This window comes from Pseudomonas sp. ADAK7, from assembly GCF_012935675.1.
GTDB lineage: Bacteria > Pseudomonadota > Gammaproteobacteria > Pseudomonadales > Pseudomonadaceae > Aquipseudomonas.
Map to the genome: position 1 here is coordinate 3927509 of NZ_CP052861.1, position 15831 is coordinate 3943339.

The window sequence follows — 15831 nt, forward strand, 5'->3', positions numbered from 1 at the left end:
TCCCGAGCTGCATTCCCACGCGGAGCGTGGGAACGATCAGTCAGGTGAGTTTGAACCCACCCATCTGCCGCGCCAAGTCATCGGCCAACCGCTGCAATGTCTGACAATCCTCACGACACGCCCTGACCTCCCCGGCCGTCGCCCGTGCCAGATCGGAAATCCCCTGCACGTTGCGGTTGATCTCCTCGGTCACTGCTGACTGCTCTTCTGTCGCCGTCGCCACCTGATGGTTCATGTCGCTGATGCGTTCGATCTGCCCGGTAATCGCCGTCAGCGATGTCCCGGTGCGCTGGCTCGACTCAACCCCTGTGCCCGTCGCCGCTTGCCCGGAATGCATGGACGACACCGCATTTTCCGCGCCCTGCTTGAGGCTGCCGATCATCTGCTGAATCTCGTCGGTGGACGACTGCGTGCGCCGCGCCAACGTCCGCACTTCATCCGCGACCACCGCAAACCCACGGCCCATGTCGCCGGCCCGCGCCGCTTCAATCGCAGCGTTGAGCGCCAGCAAGTTGGTTTGCTCCGAAATCCCGCGAATCACCGCCAGCACTTGATCGATAGACGCCACCTGATGCGCCAACTCGCCCACCGCCGTGGCCGCGACACCAATCTCATCGGACATGCTTTCTATATGCCGGATCGAACCACCGACCACTTCCCGCGCCTGCATCGCTTCATCGCGAGCGGTTTGCGAAGCGACTGCGGCGTTGCCGGCGTTCTGGGCGATTTCCTGCACGGTCAGGCCCATTTCGTGGACAGCGGTGGCGACCATATCGGTCATTTCCTGTTGCCGTCCTGAGCGTTCGGCAGTGTTATCCACCACCTTTGCCACTTGGCTGACGGCGGTGCGCAGCCGCTCGCTGGTGGTCAACACTTCACCAATCATGTCGCGCTGGCTTTCCAGGAACCGATTGAAGCCCCGCGCCAGATCGCCCAGTTCATCGGCGCGGCTGGAATCTAACCGGTGGGTCAAATCTCCACCACCGCTACCGATGGCCACCAGCGCCGCTGTTACCTGACGGATCGGTCGCACCATCCCACGGGCCAGCACCACCACCAGCAACAGGCACACCAACGCCACCGCCAGGCCGATGCCGCTGCTCATCCACATCGCGCGGCGGGCCTCGGCGTAGATCTGCGACTGTGGTACTTCGGCCACCAGGGTCCAGCCCAAATCCCGCAATGGCAGGCTCAATGCCAGAAAATCTTCGCCATCGCGGGTAAAACCGCTGCTAGCGGCAACTTTTTGACCCATCACCGCTTGCGCCGCCGGGCCACCAATTTGTTCGGCCAACGTGCGCTTGCCACTGAATTGCGCCTCGGGGTGAACCTGGATCAATCCGTCTGAACGCACGAGATAGACCTTGCCGCGCTCACCGAAGTTGAAATTGTGGATCAGCTCCGACAGCTCTTTCATGCTCAGCCCGAGCCCGGCAACGCCCACGACTTTGCCGGCCTGCTCGACCTTGAGGTCGATAAACAGCGCCAATTCTCCGGTCGCGGTGTCATTGTCGATATTGAGGGTGCGCGGCTGGTTGCTGTCGAGGAATGTGTAGAACCAGGCGTCTTTCGGGTTGGAACGGCTGAGGGTCCGGTCCAGGCCTTTTTCCGTAAGGTAGTGATTGGAAGCCGTGCCGACGATCAGCGCGGTAAAGGCCCTGTGCTCGGCGCGGATGCCTTCCAGGTACTTTACGAAGGTGTCGGTTTGGGCACTGTTTTCACCCGCGGCCAGCCAGTCGCGCACCATGCTGTTGCTGGCGATGTCCTTGGCGGCGGTGAGGGGTTGCACGAGGATGCGTTCGATGTCGTTGCGCATCGCTTCGATGCTCGACGGCAGCGCCTGTTCGACCAGATAACTCTGGGCAAGGCGGTTGACCACCAGGGTATAAACGCCAACCACGATCAGAATACTGACCAGCAGGGCGGTGCCCATACTCAGGATCAACTGCCATTGAATACTGCGTCGCCAGAACTGCATGGACCACCCCCAAAGAATAAGTGGCTGAAACACTGCAACAGCCGTGCCGATTGTATACAACGCAATCGACAATTTTATTCTTTGGTTGTGCTCAAATCCGATCAGCCCTGATTGATCGTCTTGGCGATCACTTCAACCGTGGCGCTGACTTGCTCTTGGTAACGGTCGAGTTCCTGCTGGTGCTGCTTTTTCATTTCGATCTGCTGGGAGCACAGATTCATCGCCGCCAGCACCAGCAAACGATCACCGATCAGCGTCGGGTATTTGCGTTTGGTGTCGGCCAGGGCAGCCTTCAACATCAGTGCGGCGTCCAGCAGGGTTTGCTCTTCCCCGGCCGGCGCCTTGATCGAATAGTCCTCCCCCAGGATCGAGACGACTTTTACCCCTGCGGCGCCCTGATTCATGCGCTGACAGGGCCGGCGCTGACGCGCTCGACCAAGGCCTGGATGCGGGCGGCGGTGGCGCCTTGTTTCTCTTCCTGTTCCATCAGGCTCAGTTGCAGGCTTTCGTTTTCATCCTTGGCCTGGGCCAGTTCGGCGCTCAGGGTCTGGTTGGTGCCCAGCAGGCTCTGGTTCTGTTGCACCAGGTCGCTGACCAGTTGTTCCAATTGACTCAGGGATGCTTCCAACATTTTGATTTTCCAGGCTTTTTCAAAGGGCGCGTACGATAAAGAAAAGTCACCACGGATGCCAGGGTTATTGGGGCTCAAAGCCTTGATTTTCCTGGCGGGCAACCTTGCTCGCGAGCTTTAGAGACTGTGATTGGCGAATCTGGTTCCTGCACTTCGTCGCCGCAACCGATGTGCGACAAATACGCGCAGGGGCTCAAGACTTTAGTCGTAGAACCGATAAGTCACTCATACAGCAGTCTCAGCCCCGCACGGATGCGCTTTTCACGGTGAAACACCATGTCCCTTCGTAATATGAATATCGCGCCGCGCGCGTTCCTCGGTTTTGCCCTGATTGGCGGTCTGATGCTGATCCTGGGTGTGTTCGCCCTGAACCAGATGAGCAAGATTCGCGGCGCCGGCCAAGACATCGCCAACGCCAGCGTGCCGAGCATCAAGAGCCTGGACGAGTTCACCCAACTGACCCTGCGCCTGCGCGTGCTGTCCTACCGTTTGCTGATCAATCGCGAACCGGACGTGCAGCAGAAAACCATGGAGCTGTTCGACCTGCGTAACCAGCAGATCCGCGACGCCCAGCGGGTTTACGAACCGTTGATCGACGGCCCGCAGGAACGTGCGGCTTATGATCAGTACGTACAGTTGCTGGCGCAGTACCGTCAACTCGAAGATCGGATGAAGAGCCTGTCGCGCAACAATCAGATCGATGAGTTGCGCAGCATGCTCAACACCGAACTGCTGGCCAACTCCGAAGCGGTCAACAATGCCTTGGCGAAGCTGCTGGAGATCAACATCCAGCAGATTGCCGTGACCGATCAAGGTGCAAGCGATCAGTTTTCGTCGTCGTTTAACCTTGTGATCACGCTGCTGGTCATCGCCACTGGCCTGACCCTGCTGTTCGCCTGGTTGCTGACCAACAGCATCACCAAGCCCATCGCCAACGCCTTGAGCGCCGCGGAAGAAATCGCCGAAGGCAACCTGACCCGCCCGATCACCGTCGATGGCGAAGACGAAGCCGGTCGCTTGCTGGCGGCCATGGCGAAAATGCAGGACAAGCTGCGCGACACCCTGCAACGGATTTCCGGCTCGGCCACGCAATTGGCCTCCGCCGCTGAAGAACTGAACAGCGTCACCGACGAAAGCGCCCGGGGCCTGACTCAGCAGAACAACGAAATCGAACAGGCCGCCACCGCTGTCAATGAAATGACCAGCGCCGTGGAAGAAGTCGCGCGCAACGCGGTGAGCACTTCCGAAGCCTCGAAAAACGCCACCACTTCTGCCGGTGACGGCCGTGACCTGGTGCAGGAAACCGTCAGCGCCATCGAACGCATGAGCGCCGACGTGCAGAGCACAGCGACCCTGATCGGCGATTTGGCCAACGAATCCCGGGATATCGGCAAAGTGCTGGACGTGATTCGCGGCCTGGCCGACCAGACCAACCTGTTGGCCCTGAACGCCGCGATCGAAGCGGCCCGCGCCGGTGAAGCCGGGCGTGGTTTTGCGGTGGTGGCGGATGAGGTTCGTGCCTTGGCGCACCGTACCCAGCAGTCGACCAGCGAAATCGAACGCATGATCGGCAGCATCCAGAGCGGTACCGAACACGCGGTGGATTCGATGCGTAACAGCACCGAACGCGCCGAGTCGACGTTGAACATTGCCCGTGGCGCGGGGATGTCGCTGGATACGATCAACAGTGCAATTGTTGAAATCAACGAGCGCAACCTGGTGATCGCCAGCGCGGCTGAAGAACAGGCGCAGGTGGCTCGCGAGGTTGACCGTAACCTGGTGAACATTCGTGATCTGTCGGTGCAATCGGCGACCGGGGCGAATCAGACCAGTGCGGCGAGCAATGAACTGTCGCGCTTGGCGCTGGACCTGAACAATATGGTTGGACGGTTTAGCCTCTAAACGAAGATCGCATCACTGCCGGAAAGATCGCAGCCTCGTTTCACTCGACAGCTCCTACAGGTTGATTGATCGTTCCCACGCTCGGCGTGGGAATGCAGCCCGGTACGCTCCGCGTCCCCATCAAGAGCCGAACGCGGAGCGTCCGTTGAGGCATTCCCACGCAGAGCGTGGGAACGATCAACACCACATCGTCAAAACCTTTTTGACAGCATCACATTTCAACAGGTTAGAATCGCTGGCACGCAGACTGCATGGTCAGTTTGCGCCCGCCTTTCAGCTTTCTGGAGTATTGCCCTTGAATGCGACGACCATCAACAGCCTGTTCTTGATCGGCGCGTTGCTGGTAGGTGCAAGCATTCTGGTGAGCTCCCTCTCGTCCCGCCTCGGTATCCCGATTCTGGTGATTATCCTGGCTGTGGGCATGGCTGCTGGCGTCGACGGCGGCGGCATTATTTTCGATAACTACCCCACGGCTTATCTGGTCGGCAACCTGGCGTTGGCGGTGATTCTGCTCGACGGCGGCTTGCGCACCCGAGTCTCGAGTTTCCGTGTGGCGCTGTGGCCGGCGCTGTCGCTGGCCACGGTCGGGGTGTTGATTACCACCGGGCTGACCGGCATGGCGGCGGCGTGGCTGTTCAACCTCAACATCATCCAGGGCCTGCTGATCGGCGCCATCGTCGGCTCGACCGACGCCGCGGCCGTCTTCTCGCTGCTGGGCGGTAAAGGCCTGAACGAGCGGGTGACCGCCAGCCTCGAAATCGAATCCGGCAGCAACGACCCGATGGCGGTGTTCCTCACCGTGACCCTGATCGACATGCTCGCCAGCGGCCAGACCGGCCTGCACTGGAACCTGCTCGGGCATCTGGTGCGCGAATTCGGCATCGGCGGCGTGATTGGCCTGGGCGGCGGCTGGGTCATGTTGCAACTGGTCAACCGCATCAACCTGGCCAACGGCCTGTACCCGATTCTGGTGATTGCCGGCGGCCTGCTGGTGTTCGCCCTGACCAACGCCTTGCACGGCAGCGGCTTCCTCGCCGTTTACCTGTGCGGCCTGGTGATCGGCAACCGCCCGGTGCGCAGCCGTCACGGTATTCTGCACATGCTCGATGGCATGGCCTGGCTGGCCCAGATCGGTATGTTCCTGGTGCTGGGGCTGCTGGTCACGCCTCATGACTTGCTGCCGATCGCCCTGCCCGCCCTCGGCTTGGCCCTGTGGATGATTCTGTTTGCCCGGCCGCTATCGGTGATGGTCGGCCTGCTGCCGTTCAAAGCCTTCCACGGTCGCGAAAAAGCCTTCATTTCCTGGGTCGGCCTGCGCGGCGCGGTGCCGATCATTCTGGCGGTGTTCCCGCTGATGGCCGGCTTGCCGAACGCCCAGCTCTATTTCAACCTCGCGTTCTTTATCGTGCTGGTGTCGCTGCTGGTGCAGGGCACAAGCCTGCCGTGGGTCGCCAAACTGTTGAAGGTCACGGTTCCACCCGAGCCAGCACCGATCTCCCGCTCGGCGCTGGAAGTGCACGTCACCAGCGAGTGGGAGCTGTTCGTTTACCGCCTCGGCGCTGAGAAATGGTGCATCGGCTCGCCCCTTCGCGAGCTGAAAATGCCCGAAGGCACCCGCATCGCGGCCCTGTTTCGTGGCCAGCAACTGCTCCATCCGTCGGGTAGTACGGTGCTCGAAGTCGATGATTTGCTCTGCGTGATCGGCCATGAACACAATCTGACGGCCCTCGGAAAGCTGTTCAGCCAGGCACCGCAACGGGGCCTCGATTTGCGTTTCTTCGGCGACTTCGTGCTCGAAGGAGACGCCCAACTGGCCGCGGTTGCTGCGCTGTACGGGTTGAAAGTCGAAGGCATCGATCCGGACATGTCCCTGGGCCGCTTCATTGCCCAGAAGGTCGGCGGCGCGCCGGTCGTGGGTGACCAGGTCGAGTGGAACAACACCATTTGGACGGTCGCGGTCATGGAAGGGAACAAGATCGGCAAAGTGGGCGTCAGATTCCCCGAAGGAAGTCGCCCGGGCCCCGGACTCTTCCTCTAAACTGCCATTCTTTTCACCTGATTCGATCGGTCTCTATGCCAACCCTGCGCTCCCTGTTTGCCATTGCCCTGCTGGGCCTGAGTCTCTCCATCGGAACCTTGCAAGCGGCCGAACCGCCGTCCAGCGAAGCCGTGCAAGGCAGCCTGGACAAGATCGCCGAGCGCAAACTGCCGGAGGCCGATCAAAAGGCGCTGCAAACCATCCTGCAGAACACGCTGACCCAGCTCAACAGCAAGAGCGATTTCGATCAGAAACTGATCGATCTGAAGCAGCAATTGGCTACGGCGCCCAAGCAGAACATCGAAAACCAGCGTGAACTGGCCCGGCTCAAGGCCACCAAGGTAGTCCCGATCGAACAGCGCTACGCCAACCTGTCGATCCAGCAGCTCGAGCAAATGCTCACCGAGCGCTCCACCCAGCAAAGCGATCTGCAAAAAGCCCTGGCCGACGCCAACAGCCTGATCATCACCGCCCAGACCCGCCCCGAGCGCGCTCAGGCCGAGATCGCCAGCAGCCAGACGCGCATCCAGCAGATCAACAACATCCTCAAGGCCGGCAAAGACAACGGCAAGACCTTGAGCGGCGAGCAGCGTGACCAGCTCAATGCCGAACTCGCCGCGCTGAACGCCCTGATCCCGCTGCGGCGTCAGGAGCTGGCCGGCAACAGTCAGTTGCAGGACCTGGGCAACAGCCAGCATGACGTGCTCTCGGAAAAAACCGCGCGCATGGATCAGGAAATCCAGGAACTGCAAACCCTGATCAACCAGAAGCGCCTGGCCCATTCCCAGGAAGCGGTGACCCAGCAATCCATCGAAGCGCAGAAGTCCGGCGGCAGCGTGTTGCTGGCCACAGAAAGCACGCAGAACCTGAAGCTTTCCGACTACCTGCTGAAAAATACCGACCGCCTCAATGACATCACTCAGCAGAACCTGCAAACCAAGCAACAACTGGACAGCGTGACCCAGAGCGATTCGGCCCTGGACGAGCAGATCAGCGTCCTCAAGGGCAGCCTGCTGCTTTCCAAGATTCTCTACAAACAGAAACAGGCCCTGCCGCCACTCAAGCTTGACCGCGACCTGGCGGACCAGATCGCCGATATTCGCCTGTTTCAATTCGAAGTCAGCCAACAACGGGAATTGCTCAGCAATCCGGCGAGCTACGTTGACAACCTATTGGCCACCCAGCCACCGGAGCAAGTCACCCCGCAGTTGCGCAAGAGCCTGCTGGAACTGGCCAACACCCGTGCCGACCTGCTGGAACGCCTTAACCGCGAACTGAGCGCGGTGCTCAACCAGTCCATCACCCTGCAACTGAACCAGAAGCAATTGCTCAGCACGACGAAAAGCCTGCGGGCCACCCTCGACGAGCAAATGTTCTGGATTCCCAGCAATAAGCCGCTGGATCTGGAATGGATGCACGGCGTGCCGGAACGCCTGAAACGGCAGGTCGCCGCGCTGCCTTTGTCTTCGAGCCTGAGCGAACTGAGCGATGGCCTGATCCAGCGGCCGTTGCTGTTCCTGCCTCTGGTATTGCTGATCGGCGCCCTGCTGTGGCGCCGCAAGAGCCTGTATGCCCGGCTGAACAAAGTTCACCAGGACATCGGTCACTTCAAGCGTGACAGCCAGTGGCACACGCCCCAGGCAATCCTGATCAATATATTGCTGGCGATGCCGGTGGCGCTGGGCCTGGCCTTGTGTGGCCTGGCCTTGCAGATCGACGCCCGTGGGCAGAACGCCAATATGGGCGCGGCCCTCCTGCAAATGGGCCAGGCCTGGCTGGTGTTCTACACCGCCTACCGGATCCTCGCGCCGGGCGGCGTCGCCGAATTGCATTTCCGCTGGGAAAAACCCCAGGTCGAATTCCTGCAAGGCTGGGTCCGGCGTCTCGGGCTGGTGGTGATGGCGCTGGTCGCGGTGGTGGCCGTCGCTGAATTGCAACCGTCGACACTGGCCGATGACGTGCTGGGCATGCCGGTAGTGCTGACCTGTTACGCCTTGATGGCCTGGTTGCTCGGTCGCCTGTTGATCAGCAGCCCGACCCATGAGAGCGCGTCGCTGTTCCGCAAAGCGGTGGGGATTCTGTTCACGGCACTGCCGATCGCCTTGTTCGTGGCGGTGTGCTTCGGCTACTACTACACCGCGCTGAAACTCAGCGACCGCTTGATCAATACACTGTATCTGCTGATGTTCTGGCTGGTGATCGAAGCCACGTTCGTGCGCGGTCTCAGTGTCGCGGCGCGGCGCCTGGCCTATCAGCGAGCCCTGGCCAAACGCCAGGCGGCGAAAGAGGCCGGTGAAGGCGAAGCGGTGATTGAAGAACCGACGCTGGACATCGAAAAGGTCAACGAACAGTCGCTGCGCCTGATCCGCCTGGCGCTGCTGGCAGGCTTCATCGCGGCGCTGTATTGGGTCTGGTCGGACCTGATTACCGTGTTCTCGTACCTGGACAACGTGACCCTCTACGAATACACCAGCGGCACGGGCGCCAACTTGAGCATGGTGCCGATCAGCATCGGCGACTTGCTTGGCGCACTGATCATCATCGGCATCACCTTCGCCCTGGCGCGCAACTTGCCAGGGCTGTTGGAAGTGTTGGTGCTGTCAAAGCTGAACCTGGCCCAGGGCAGCGCCTACGCCACCACCACGTTGCTGTCCTACGTGATCGCCGGCGTTGGTTTCGTCTCAACCCTGTCCACCCTCGGCGTCAGTTGGGACAAATTGCAGTGGCTGGTGGCCGCGCTATCCCTCGGTATCGGTTTCGGGATGCAGGAAATCTTCGCCAACTTCATCTCCGGCATCATGATCCTGTTCGAACGCCCGGTGCGGATCGGCGACACCATCACTATCGGCAACCTGTCGGGCACGGTGAGCAAGATCCGCATCCGCGCCACGACCATTACCGACTTCGACCGCAAAGACATCATTGTCCCGAACAAGACGTTCATCACCGGGCAACTGATCAACTGGTCCCTGACCGACACCATCACCCGGGTGACCCTCAAGCTCGGCGTCGACTACGGCTCCGACCTGGACCTGGTCAAAGCCTTGTTGCTGCAAGCCGCCCGGGAAAACCCGCGAGTGCTCAAGGAACCCGAGCCCCACGTGTACTTCCTGAACTTCGGCGAAAGCACCCTCGACCACGAGTTGCGCATGCATGTGCGTGACCTCGGCGACCGCAACCCGGTGCTCGATGAGGTCAACCGCTTCATCAACCGCGAATTCAAGAAGCAGCACATCAACATCTCGTTCCGGCAGATGGAGGTTTACCTGAAGAACCTTCACGGCCAGGAATACAAGTTGGTGCCGGTCGAGGAAGAGAAAAAAACCATCATCTCCCGCGAAGCTCCCCGTGACGCGCCCCTTGAGTCCACGCCCGACGTTCCGGAACAAGAGCCGCCTCCGACCAAACTCGACTAACCGCCTTATCCCTAGCAGAATGCTCGGACATTCTGCTGGAGATGGCCGTTGAAAGCCCTCGACGAACTGACCTTCGACAATCGCTTCGCCCGCCTCGGCGATGCGTTCTCAACCCATGTGCTGCCCGAGCCCATCGCCGCGCCGCGACTGGTGGTCGCCAGCCCCGCCGCCATGGCGCTGCTGGACCTGGACCCGGCCGTGGCCGAGACGCCGGTGTTCGCCGAACTGTTTGGCGGGCACAAGCTCTGGGCCGAAGCCGAGCCTCGGGCGATGGTCTATTCCGGGCATCAATTCGGTTCCTACAACCCACAGCTGGGCGACGGCCGCGGCTTGCTGCTGGGCGAGGTGTACAACGAGGCCGGCGAGCATTGGGACTTGCACCTCAAGGGCGCCGGCCAGACGCCGTACTCACGGATGGGCGATGGACGGGCGGTACTGCGTTCGTCGATCCGCGAGTTTCTCGCCTCCGAAGCGCTGCATGCCCTGAACATCCCGACCACCCGCGCCCTGTGCGTCATCGGCTCCGACACACCGGTGTGGCGCGAGAAGCAGGAACGCGCGGCCATGGTCCTGCGCCTGTCGCCGAGCCATGTGCGCTTCGGCCATTTCGAATATTTCTACTACACCAAGCGCCCCGAACAGCAAAAAGCCCTCGGCGAGCACGTGCTGGCCATGCACTTCCCCGAATGCCTGGAGCAGCCGGAACCGTACCTGGCGATGTTCCGCGAAATCGTCGAGCGCAACGCCGAACTGATCGCCAAATGGCAGGCCTACGGCTTCTGCCACGGGGTGATGAACACCGACAACATGTCGATCCTGGGCATCACCTTCGACTTCGGCCCGTTCGCCTTCCTCGACGACTTCGACGCCAACTTCATCTGCAACCACTCCGACGACCAGGGCCGCTACTCCTTCAGCAACCAGGTGCCGATCGGCCAGTGGAACCTCAGCGCCCTCGCCCAGGCCCTGACGCCGTTCATCAGCGTCGACGCCCTGCGCGAAACCCTCGGCCTGTACCTGCCGCTGTACCAGGCCCACTACCTGGACCTGATGCGCCGCCGCCTCGGCTTTACCACCGCTGAAGACGATGACCAGAAACTGCTGGAACGTCTGCTGCAACTGATGCAGAACAGTGGCGTTGATTACACGCTGTTCTTCCGTCGTTTGGGCGATGAATCAGCCGAGTTGGCCGTCGCTCGCTTGCGTGATGACTTCGTCGACATCAAGGGCTTTGATGCCTGGGGCGAGCAGTATGTGGCCCGGGTTGGCCGCGAAGGTCCGCTTGATCAAGAACAGCGCCGGGTTCGGATGTATGCCGTGAATCCGCTGTACATCCTGCGCAACTACCTGGCGCAGAAAGCCATTGATGCGGCAGAGAGTGGCGACTACTCGGAAGTTCGCCGCCTGCATGCAGTGCTGAGTAACCCGTTTGTGGAACAGGCGGGAATGGAGAGCTATGCCGAGCGGCCGCCGGAGTGGGGCAAGCATCTGGAGATCAGTTGTTCGTCGTGACGCAGCTCAATCCAGAGGGTCAATGGCACTGACGACGCGCGCAATGATGTCAGTCATCGTCACGTCATCAAGGCGTTCAATAAACTTTGCTGAACCCTCTCGAACACGCTGCTCAATGTCGAAACTGCGCACTTGATTGCACACCGCGACCCCATTTGTTTCGTGCCCCGTAACGACCACTGCCAATCCGGAGTTTCGGCTGAAACTCCCGCCACTGGTCACGGGCACGGTCATGCTCACGCCCAGCGCGTTGATTCCCCTCGGCGTAATCACAACAAAACGATGGCGGTTCATCATTTCTCTCCCTGCCACCGGGTTCGGGTCAATCCAAAAGACATCGCCCCGCTGCGGGGCCTGCCGACGCACCATTAACCCAACTCCCTACCAACAGAATCACCTTCACGAGCCCAGGCTGTCTGCTCGTTCAACTCAGCCAATTCTTCTGCCCCCTGAAGCAATTCATCAAGGCTGTAACGCTTGCGAGATGCTTTCACAACTGGGCGAGCAATCAACTCGCCATCCACCACGTTGAGCTCCAACTGAGAGCCGACTTCAAGATGCAATAATTTAAGCAAGGTAGGGGGGAGCGTAATCACGGCGGCACCGCCCTGGCGGCGTATTTTGGAAGTTACGGACATGAGATCACTCCGATCCGAAATATGTGGGATGTCGATGTCACGACAAGTGCAACAAAAGTAGCACGCAGATGAAAGCAACGCGAATTCCTCAAATCAAGAACGATGAAGGTTAGAGTTGCTTCCAGCGTAGTCACGGATTGCCCGCTAATAATCAGGAAAATGTGAGCATTTGCGACACACCGCCTTCCTGCCTCGGCCCTACAGCCTTGATAAATACGGACCGCAACTCCAAATCAGTTGCATTGATTGCCCACTCTTTTGGAGCCCCCCATGTCCGACCCACTCCTCATCCCCTGCCCCCACTGCAACGGCCTCAACCGCATCCCCGCCGAACGCCTCAACGACCAGCCAAAATGCGGGCGCTGCAAGGCTGAAGTGTTGCTGAGTAAACCTTTCGAATTGAAGCAAGGCGATTACGCCAGCCAGATCAAGGGCGATTTGCCGTTGTTGGTGGACGTCTGGGCGGAGTGGTGCGGGCCGTGCAAATCGTTTGCGCCGGTATTCGAGCAGGCGGCGGGGCAGTTGGCGGGGAAGTGTCGGTTGGCCAAGCTGGACAGCGAGGCAAACCAGCAGTTGTCGGCGCAGTTGGGGATTCGTTCGATTCCGAGCCTGATTCTGTTCAAGAACGGCCGGGAAGTGGCGCGTCAGAGCGGGGCGTTTCCGTTGCCGCAGTTGATGAGCTGGTTGCGTAGCCAGGGGATTTGAACGAGATCTCGAAAACACCGCGAAACCGTAGGAGCGTGGCTTGCCCGCGAAGGCGAACTGACATTCAACGACAGCGTTGAATGTTAAACCCTCTTCGCGGGCAAGCCACGCTCCTACAAAGGGCAGTCAGGCGTTTTCCAGCAGATTGTGCAACTCCACAAACTGCTGCGTCAGCTTGTGCCGCGGGTCGAGGTGGATCAGCGGCGTGTTGGCCTGGTGCGATTCACGCATGCGCACCGAGCTGCCCAGGTACACCGGCAACACCGGCAGGCCTTCGGCGATCAGTTCGTCGAGGATTTGCTGGGGCAGGCTGGCGCGGGCCTGGAACTGATTGACCACGATGCCCTCGACTTCCAGACCTTCATTGTGGTCTTCCTTCAACTCTTCGATTTCCGCCAGCAGGCCATACAGCGCCTGACGTGAGAAGCTGTCGCAGTCGAAGGGGATGAGTACACGATCAGCGGCAATCAACGCCGACACCGCATAAAAGTTCAGCGCTGGCGGGGTGTCGAGGTAGATCCGGTCGTAGTCTTCGCTCAGCTCATCGAGCAGTTTTCGCAGCTTGTTGATCTTGTGTTTGGCCTCAAGCTTGGGCTGCAAATCGGCCAGCTCAGCGGTGGCGGTGATGACGTGGAGGTTATCGAATGGCGTTTCGTAGATATCCACCTGGTTTTTCTTCGAAAACGGCCCGGAAGACAGGGTCTGCTTGAAGAAATCGGCAATGCCCATGGGGATGTCATTGCCGGTGAGGCCGGTCAGGTACTGAGTGGAGTTGGCCTGGGCATCGAGATCCACCAACAGGGTGCGATACCCCTCGCTGGCACTGACCGCTGCCAGATTGCAGGCAATGCTGGACTTGCCCACCCCGCCTTTCTGATTGAACACCACGCGCCGCATGTCAAAACCTCCGTGTATCAAAGAATGACCGAGTGTAGTAGTCCACAGCGCTGCTTAGCTACCTCGCGGGCATGGGGACTACGCAGTCAGGCGTAATCTCCTGGTGAAAAAGCCGCAAACTCATCCATTGAGCGCAGACACGGCCGACAGACTCGCCTGCCGTAATGTGGATAATGGCCAAACGACAGCTTTTCTCACGAACCAACCGGTACATTTGTTTGCGCAAACTGCAACCAGCATTTGCTACACGCCCGCCGCACCGGGATAATGCGCGCCACTCGGCGTATAGCGCCATGTCAGGTCGGCTGTGGATTTTACGACCGACCCGTCAAGGAAAGCCCGCAGGGGCGGGATGAATCTTTGTGATCAACTTCAACATCGCCCAATGGCGCGCATGGGCCCCTGGGCTCGAAAGCGTGGACGATTGGCAGGCCTGGAGCCGACAACCGGTCGCGCTCCCATGCAGCGATGCCGCTCCCGATGTGTCGTTTCTGCCGGCCATGCAGCGCCGGCGACTCAGCCGCCTGGCGCGAATGGCCTTCAGCGTCGGCTGGCCGTTGGCCGATGGTCGGCAGGACCTACCGTTGGTCTTTATTTCCCGTCACGGCGAAACCCCGCGCACCTTCGATATTCTCAGTGACCTGGCAGCCAACCAGCCGCTGTCGCCGACCCAATTCAGCCTCTCCGTGCACAACGCCGTCATCGGCCTGTGGTCGATCATGCGCGGCGAAACCAGTGAAATGACCGCCCTCGCCGCCGCCGGCGACGGCCTTGAACACGGCATGCTTGAGGCCGCGGCATTACTTTCGGAAGGCGCGCCCGCCGTATTGCTGGTGGTCACCGAAGAACAACCACCCGAGGCCTACTCGGCCTGGATCGACGATGTGCCCTTTCCTTACGCGGTCGGTCTGCTGCTCACCCCTGGGAACGACTGGCAGCTGTCCCTGAACAGCAACCCGGATGCACTGTCCAAAGCTCACTGGCCCCATGCCTTGAATCTATTGCGTACCCTGCTCGGCCAGCAGTCAACCTGCCAACATGCCTGGAAAAATCGTGTATGGACCTGGCAACGCAACCTGTAGCCGATAAAAACCGCGACGCCTATTACTGGCGCCTGCTGGCCACCGCCGCGAGCTTCACCCTGTTCGGGTTGGGCGGGCTGTGCCTGCGGCTGCTGGTTTTTCCGCTGCTCGGCTGCCTGCCCGGCGATGCCCAGGCCCATCGGCTGCGGGCGCGCAAAACCGTCAGTCGCTGTTTCTGGTTTTTTGTCCGGTTCATGGCCCGCACCGGCGTGCTGACCTACGACATTCAAGGCGCGGAAAAACTCGGCCGCCCGGGGCAAATGATCATCGCCAATCACCCGTCGCTGATTGACGTGGTGTTCCTGATTGGCCTCGTGCCCCACACCAACTGCGTGGTCAAAAAGAGCCTCTGGGAGAACCCCTTCACCCGAGGCCCGTTGCGCAGCACCGAATACATCAGCAACGACGGCAGCATGGACATGCTCGACGCTGCTGCCGACGCCCTGAAAAGTGGCCAGACCCTGATCATTTTCCCCGAAGGCACCCGCACCCAACCCGGCCAGGCACCGGCCTTTCATCGGGGTGGCGCGGCCATTGCCCTGCGCGGTGCGAAAATCCTCACCCCGGTGATTATCAAGGTCAGCCCGAGCACATTGACCAAGGCCGAACCCTGGTATCGGATACCAAAACGTCGCGTGCACTTCAGTTTCCGTGTGGGGGCCGATATAGACCCACAAGCCTTCGCCGCGCAGGGTCCGCCCCCGCAGGCCTCGCGCAAGCTCAATGATTACTTGCATCACTACTTTATTAAGGAGCTCGCCGAAGATGAGCGATCTGCACCGTGAAATAAAAACCCTGATCATCGACGCCCTGGGCCTCGAAGACATCAGTATCGACGACATCGGCGACGACCAGACCCTGTTTGGCGAAGGCCTGGGCCTGGACTCGGTAGACGCCCTGGAACTCGGCCTGGCGATCCAGAAAAAGTACGGCATCAAGATCGATGCCGACGCCAAGGACACCCGTAATCACTTCACCAACGTGGCGAGCCTTGCGGCGTTCGTCACTGCAAAACAGGCAGCTTGAGACCGG

The 15831-nt window shown here is 60.3% G+C and carries 13 protein-coding genes and 2 pseudogenes; 9 read left to right on the forward strand and 6 right to left on the reverse strand.

From position 1 onward, the window contains the following. Positions 1-40: 40 nt before the first annotated feature. From HKK53_RS18055 to HKK53_RS18065, 3 genes are all read right to left on the reverse strand, one after another. Positions 41-1978 (reverse strand): methyl-accepting chemotaxis protein, encoded by a 1938-nt coding sequence (locus tag HKK53_RS18055; protein WP_169371951.1) that lies wholly within the window; start codon positions 1976-1978, stop codon positions 41-43. Positions 1979-2079: 101 nt separating this feature from the next. Next, positions 2080-2382 (reverse strand): cell division protein ZapA, encoded by a 303-nt coding sequence (locus HKK53_RS18060; RefSeq protein ID WP_169371952.1) that lies wholly within the window; start codon positions 2380-2382, stop codon positions 2080-2082. Next, entirely contained in the window at positions 2379-2609 is a 231-nt protein-coding gene (locus HKK53_RS18065; RefSeq protein ID WP_054053207.1) for a hypothetical protein, read from the reverse strand. The genes HKK53_RS18060 and HKK53_RS18065 overlap by 4 nt, the downstream gene beginning before the upstream one ends. A 342-nt stretch (positions 2610-2951) precedes the next feature. On the opposite strand from HKK53_RS18065, the pseudogene HKK53_RS33030 reads away from it, so the two are divergent. The 5 genes and pseudogenes from HKK53_RS33030 to selO form a co-directional block, all read left to right on the forward strand. Then, positions 2952-3608, forward strand: a pseudogene (locus tag HKK53_RS33030) (MCP four helix bundle domain-containing protein); the annotation flags it as partial. 303 nt (positions 3609-3911) lie between these two features. Then, positions 3912-4511: pseudogene (locus HKK53_RS33035) on the forward strand (methyl-accepting chemotaxis protein); the annotation flags it as partial. Between the two features lie 295 nt (positions 4512-4806). Continuing rightward, positions 4807-6549, forward strand: a complete 1743-nt coding sequence (locus HKK53_RS18075) for a potassium/proton antiporter (protein WP_169371954.1) — start codon at positions 4807-4809, stop codon at positions 6547-6549. A 35-nt stretch (positions 6550-6584) separates the two neighbouring features. Then, positions 6585-9965, forward strand: a complete 3381-nt coding sequence (gene mscK / locus HKK53_RS18080) for a mechanosensitive channel MscK (RefSeq protein WP_169371955.1) — start codon at positions 6585-6587, stop codon at positions 9963-9965. 48 nt (positions 9966-10013) lie between these two features. Continuing rightward, positions 10014-11477, forward strand: coding sequence for a protein adenylyltransferase SelO (selO, locus tag HKK53_RS18085; protein ID WP_169371956.1), 1464 nt, complete (start codon positions 10014-10016; stop codon positions 11475-11477). A 6-nt stretch (positions 11478-11483) separates the two neighbouring features. Here selO and HKK53_RS18090 read toward each other — a convergent pair whose 3' ends face one another. Both HKK53_RS18090 and HKK53_RS18095 read right to left on the reverse strand, forming a co-directional pair. Then, positions 11484-11846, reverse strand: a complete 363-nt coding sequence (locus HKK53_RS18090) for a type II toxin-antitoxin system PemK/MazF family toxin (protein WP_169371957.1) — start codon at positions 11844-11846, stop codon at positions 11484-11486. Next, positions 11846-12115 carry an AbrB/MazE/SpoVT family DNA-binding domain-containing protein gene (locus HKK53_RS18095; protein WP_169371958.1) on the reverse strand — a complete coding sequence of 90 codons (270 nt, stop codon included), beginning with the start codon at positions 12113-12115 and terminating at the stop codon, positions 11846-11848. The genes HKK53_RS18090 and HKK53_RS18095 overlap by 1 nt, the downstream gene beginning before the upstream one ends. Before the next feature lie 270 nt (positions 12116-12385). Here HKK53_RS18095 and trxC point away from each other — a divergent pair, with 270 nt between their 5' ends. Continuing rightward, positions 12386-12820, forward strand: a complete 435-nt coding sequence (gene trxC / locus HKK53_RS18100; protein ID WP_169371959.1) for a thioredoxin TrxC — start codon at positions 12386-12388, stop codon at positions 12818-12820. A 126-nt stretch (positions 12821-12946) separates the two neighbouring features. Here the strand turns inward: trxC and HKK53_RS18105 are convergent, their stop codons facing one another. Next, positions 12947-13717, reverse strand: a complete 771-nt coding sequence (locus HKK53_RS18105) for a ParA family protein (protein WP_054053184.1) — start codon at positions 13715-13717, stop codon at positions 12947-12949. Between the two features lie 356 nt (positions 13718-14073). On the opposite strand from HKK53_RS18105, the gene HKK53_RS18110 reads away from it, so the two are divergent. Genes HKK53_RS18110 through HKK53_RS18120 form a run of 3 tightly spaced genes read left to right on the forward strand, consistent with a single transcriptional unit; the run spans position 14074 to position 15825 of the window. After that, positions 14074-14799 (forward strand): beta-ketoacyl synthase chain length factor, encoded by a 726-nt coding sequence (locus HKK53_RS18110; RefSeq protein ID WP_169374260.1) that lies wholly within the window; start codon positions 14074-14076, stop codon positions 14797-14799. Beyond that, entirely contained in the window at positions 14775-15584 is an 810-nt protein-coding gene (locus HKK53_RS18115) for a lysophospholipid acyltransferase family protein (RefSeq protein ID WP_169371960.1), read from the forward strand. Before HKK53_RS18110 ends, HKK53_RS18115 begins: the two co-directional genes overlap by 25 nt. Continuing rightward, positions 15565-15825 (forward strand): phosphopantetheine-binding protein, encoded by a 261-nt coding sequence (locus HKK53_RS18120; protein WP_169371961.1) that lies wholly within the window; start codon positions 15565-15567, stop codon positions 15823-15825. The genes HKK53_RS18115 and HKK53_RS18120 overlap by 20 nt, the downstream gene beginning before the upstream one ends. The last annotated feature ends 6 nt before the right edge of the window (positions 15826-15831 follow it).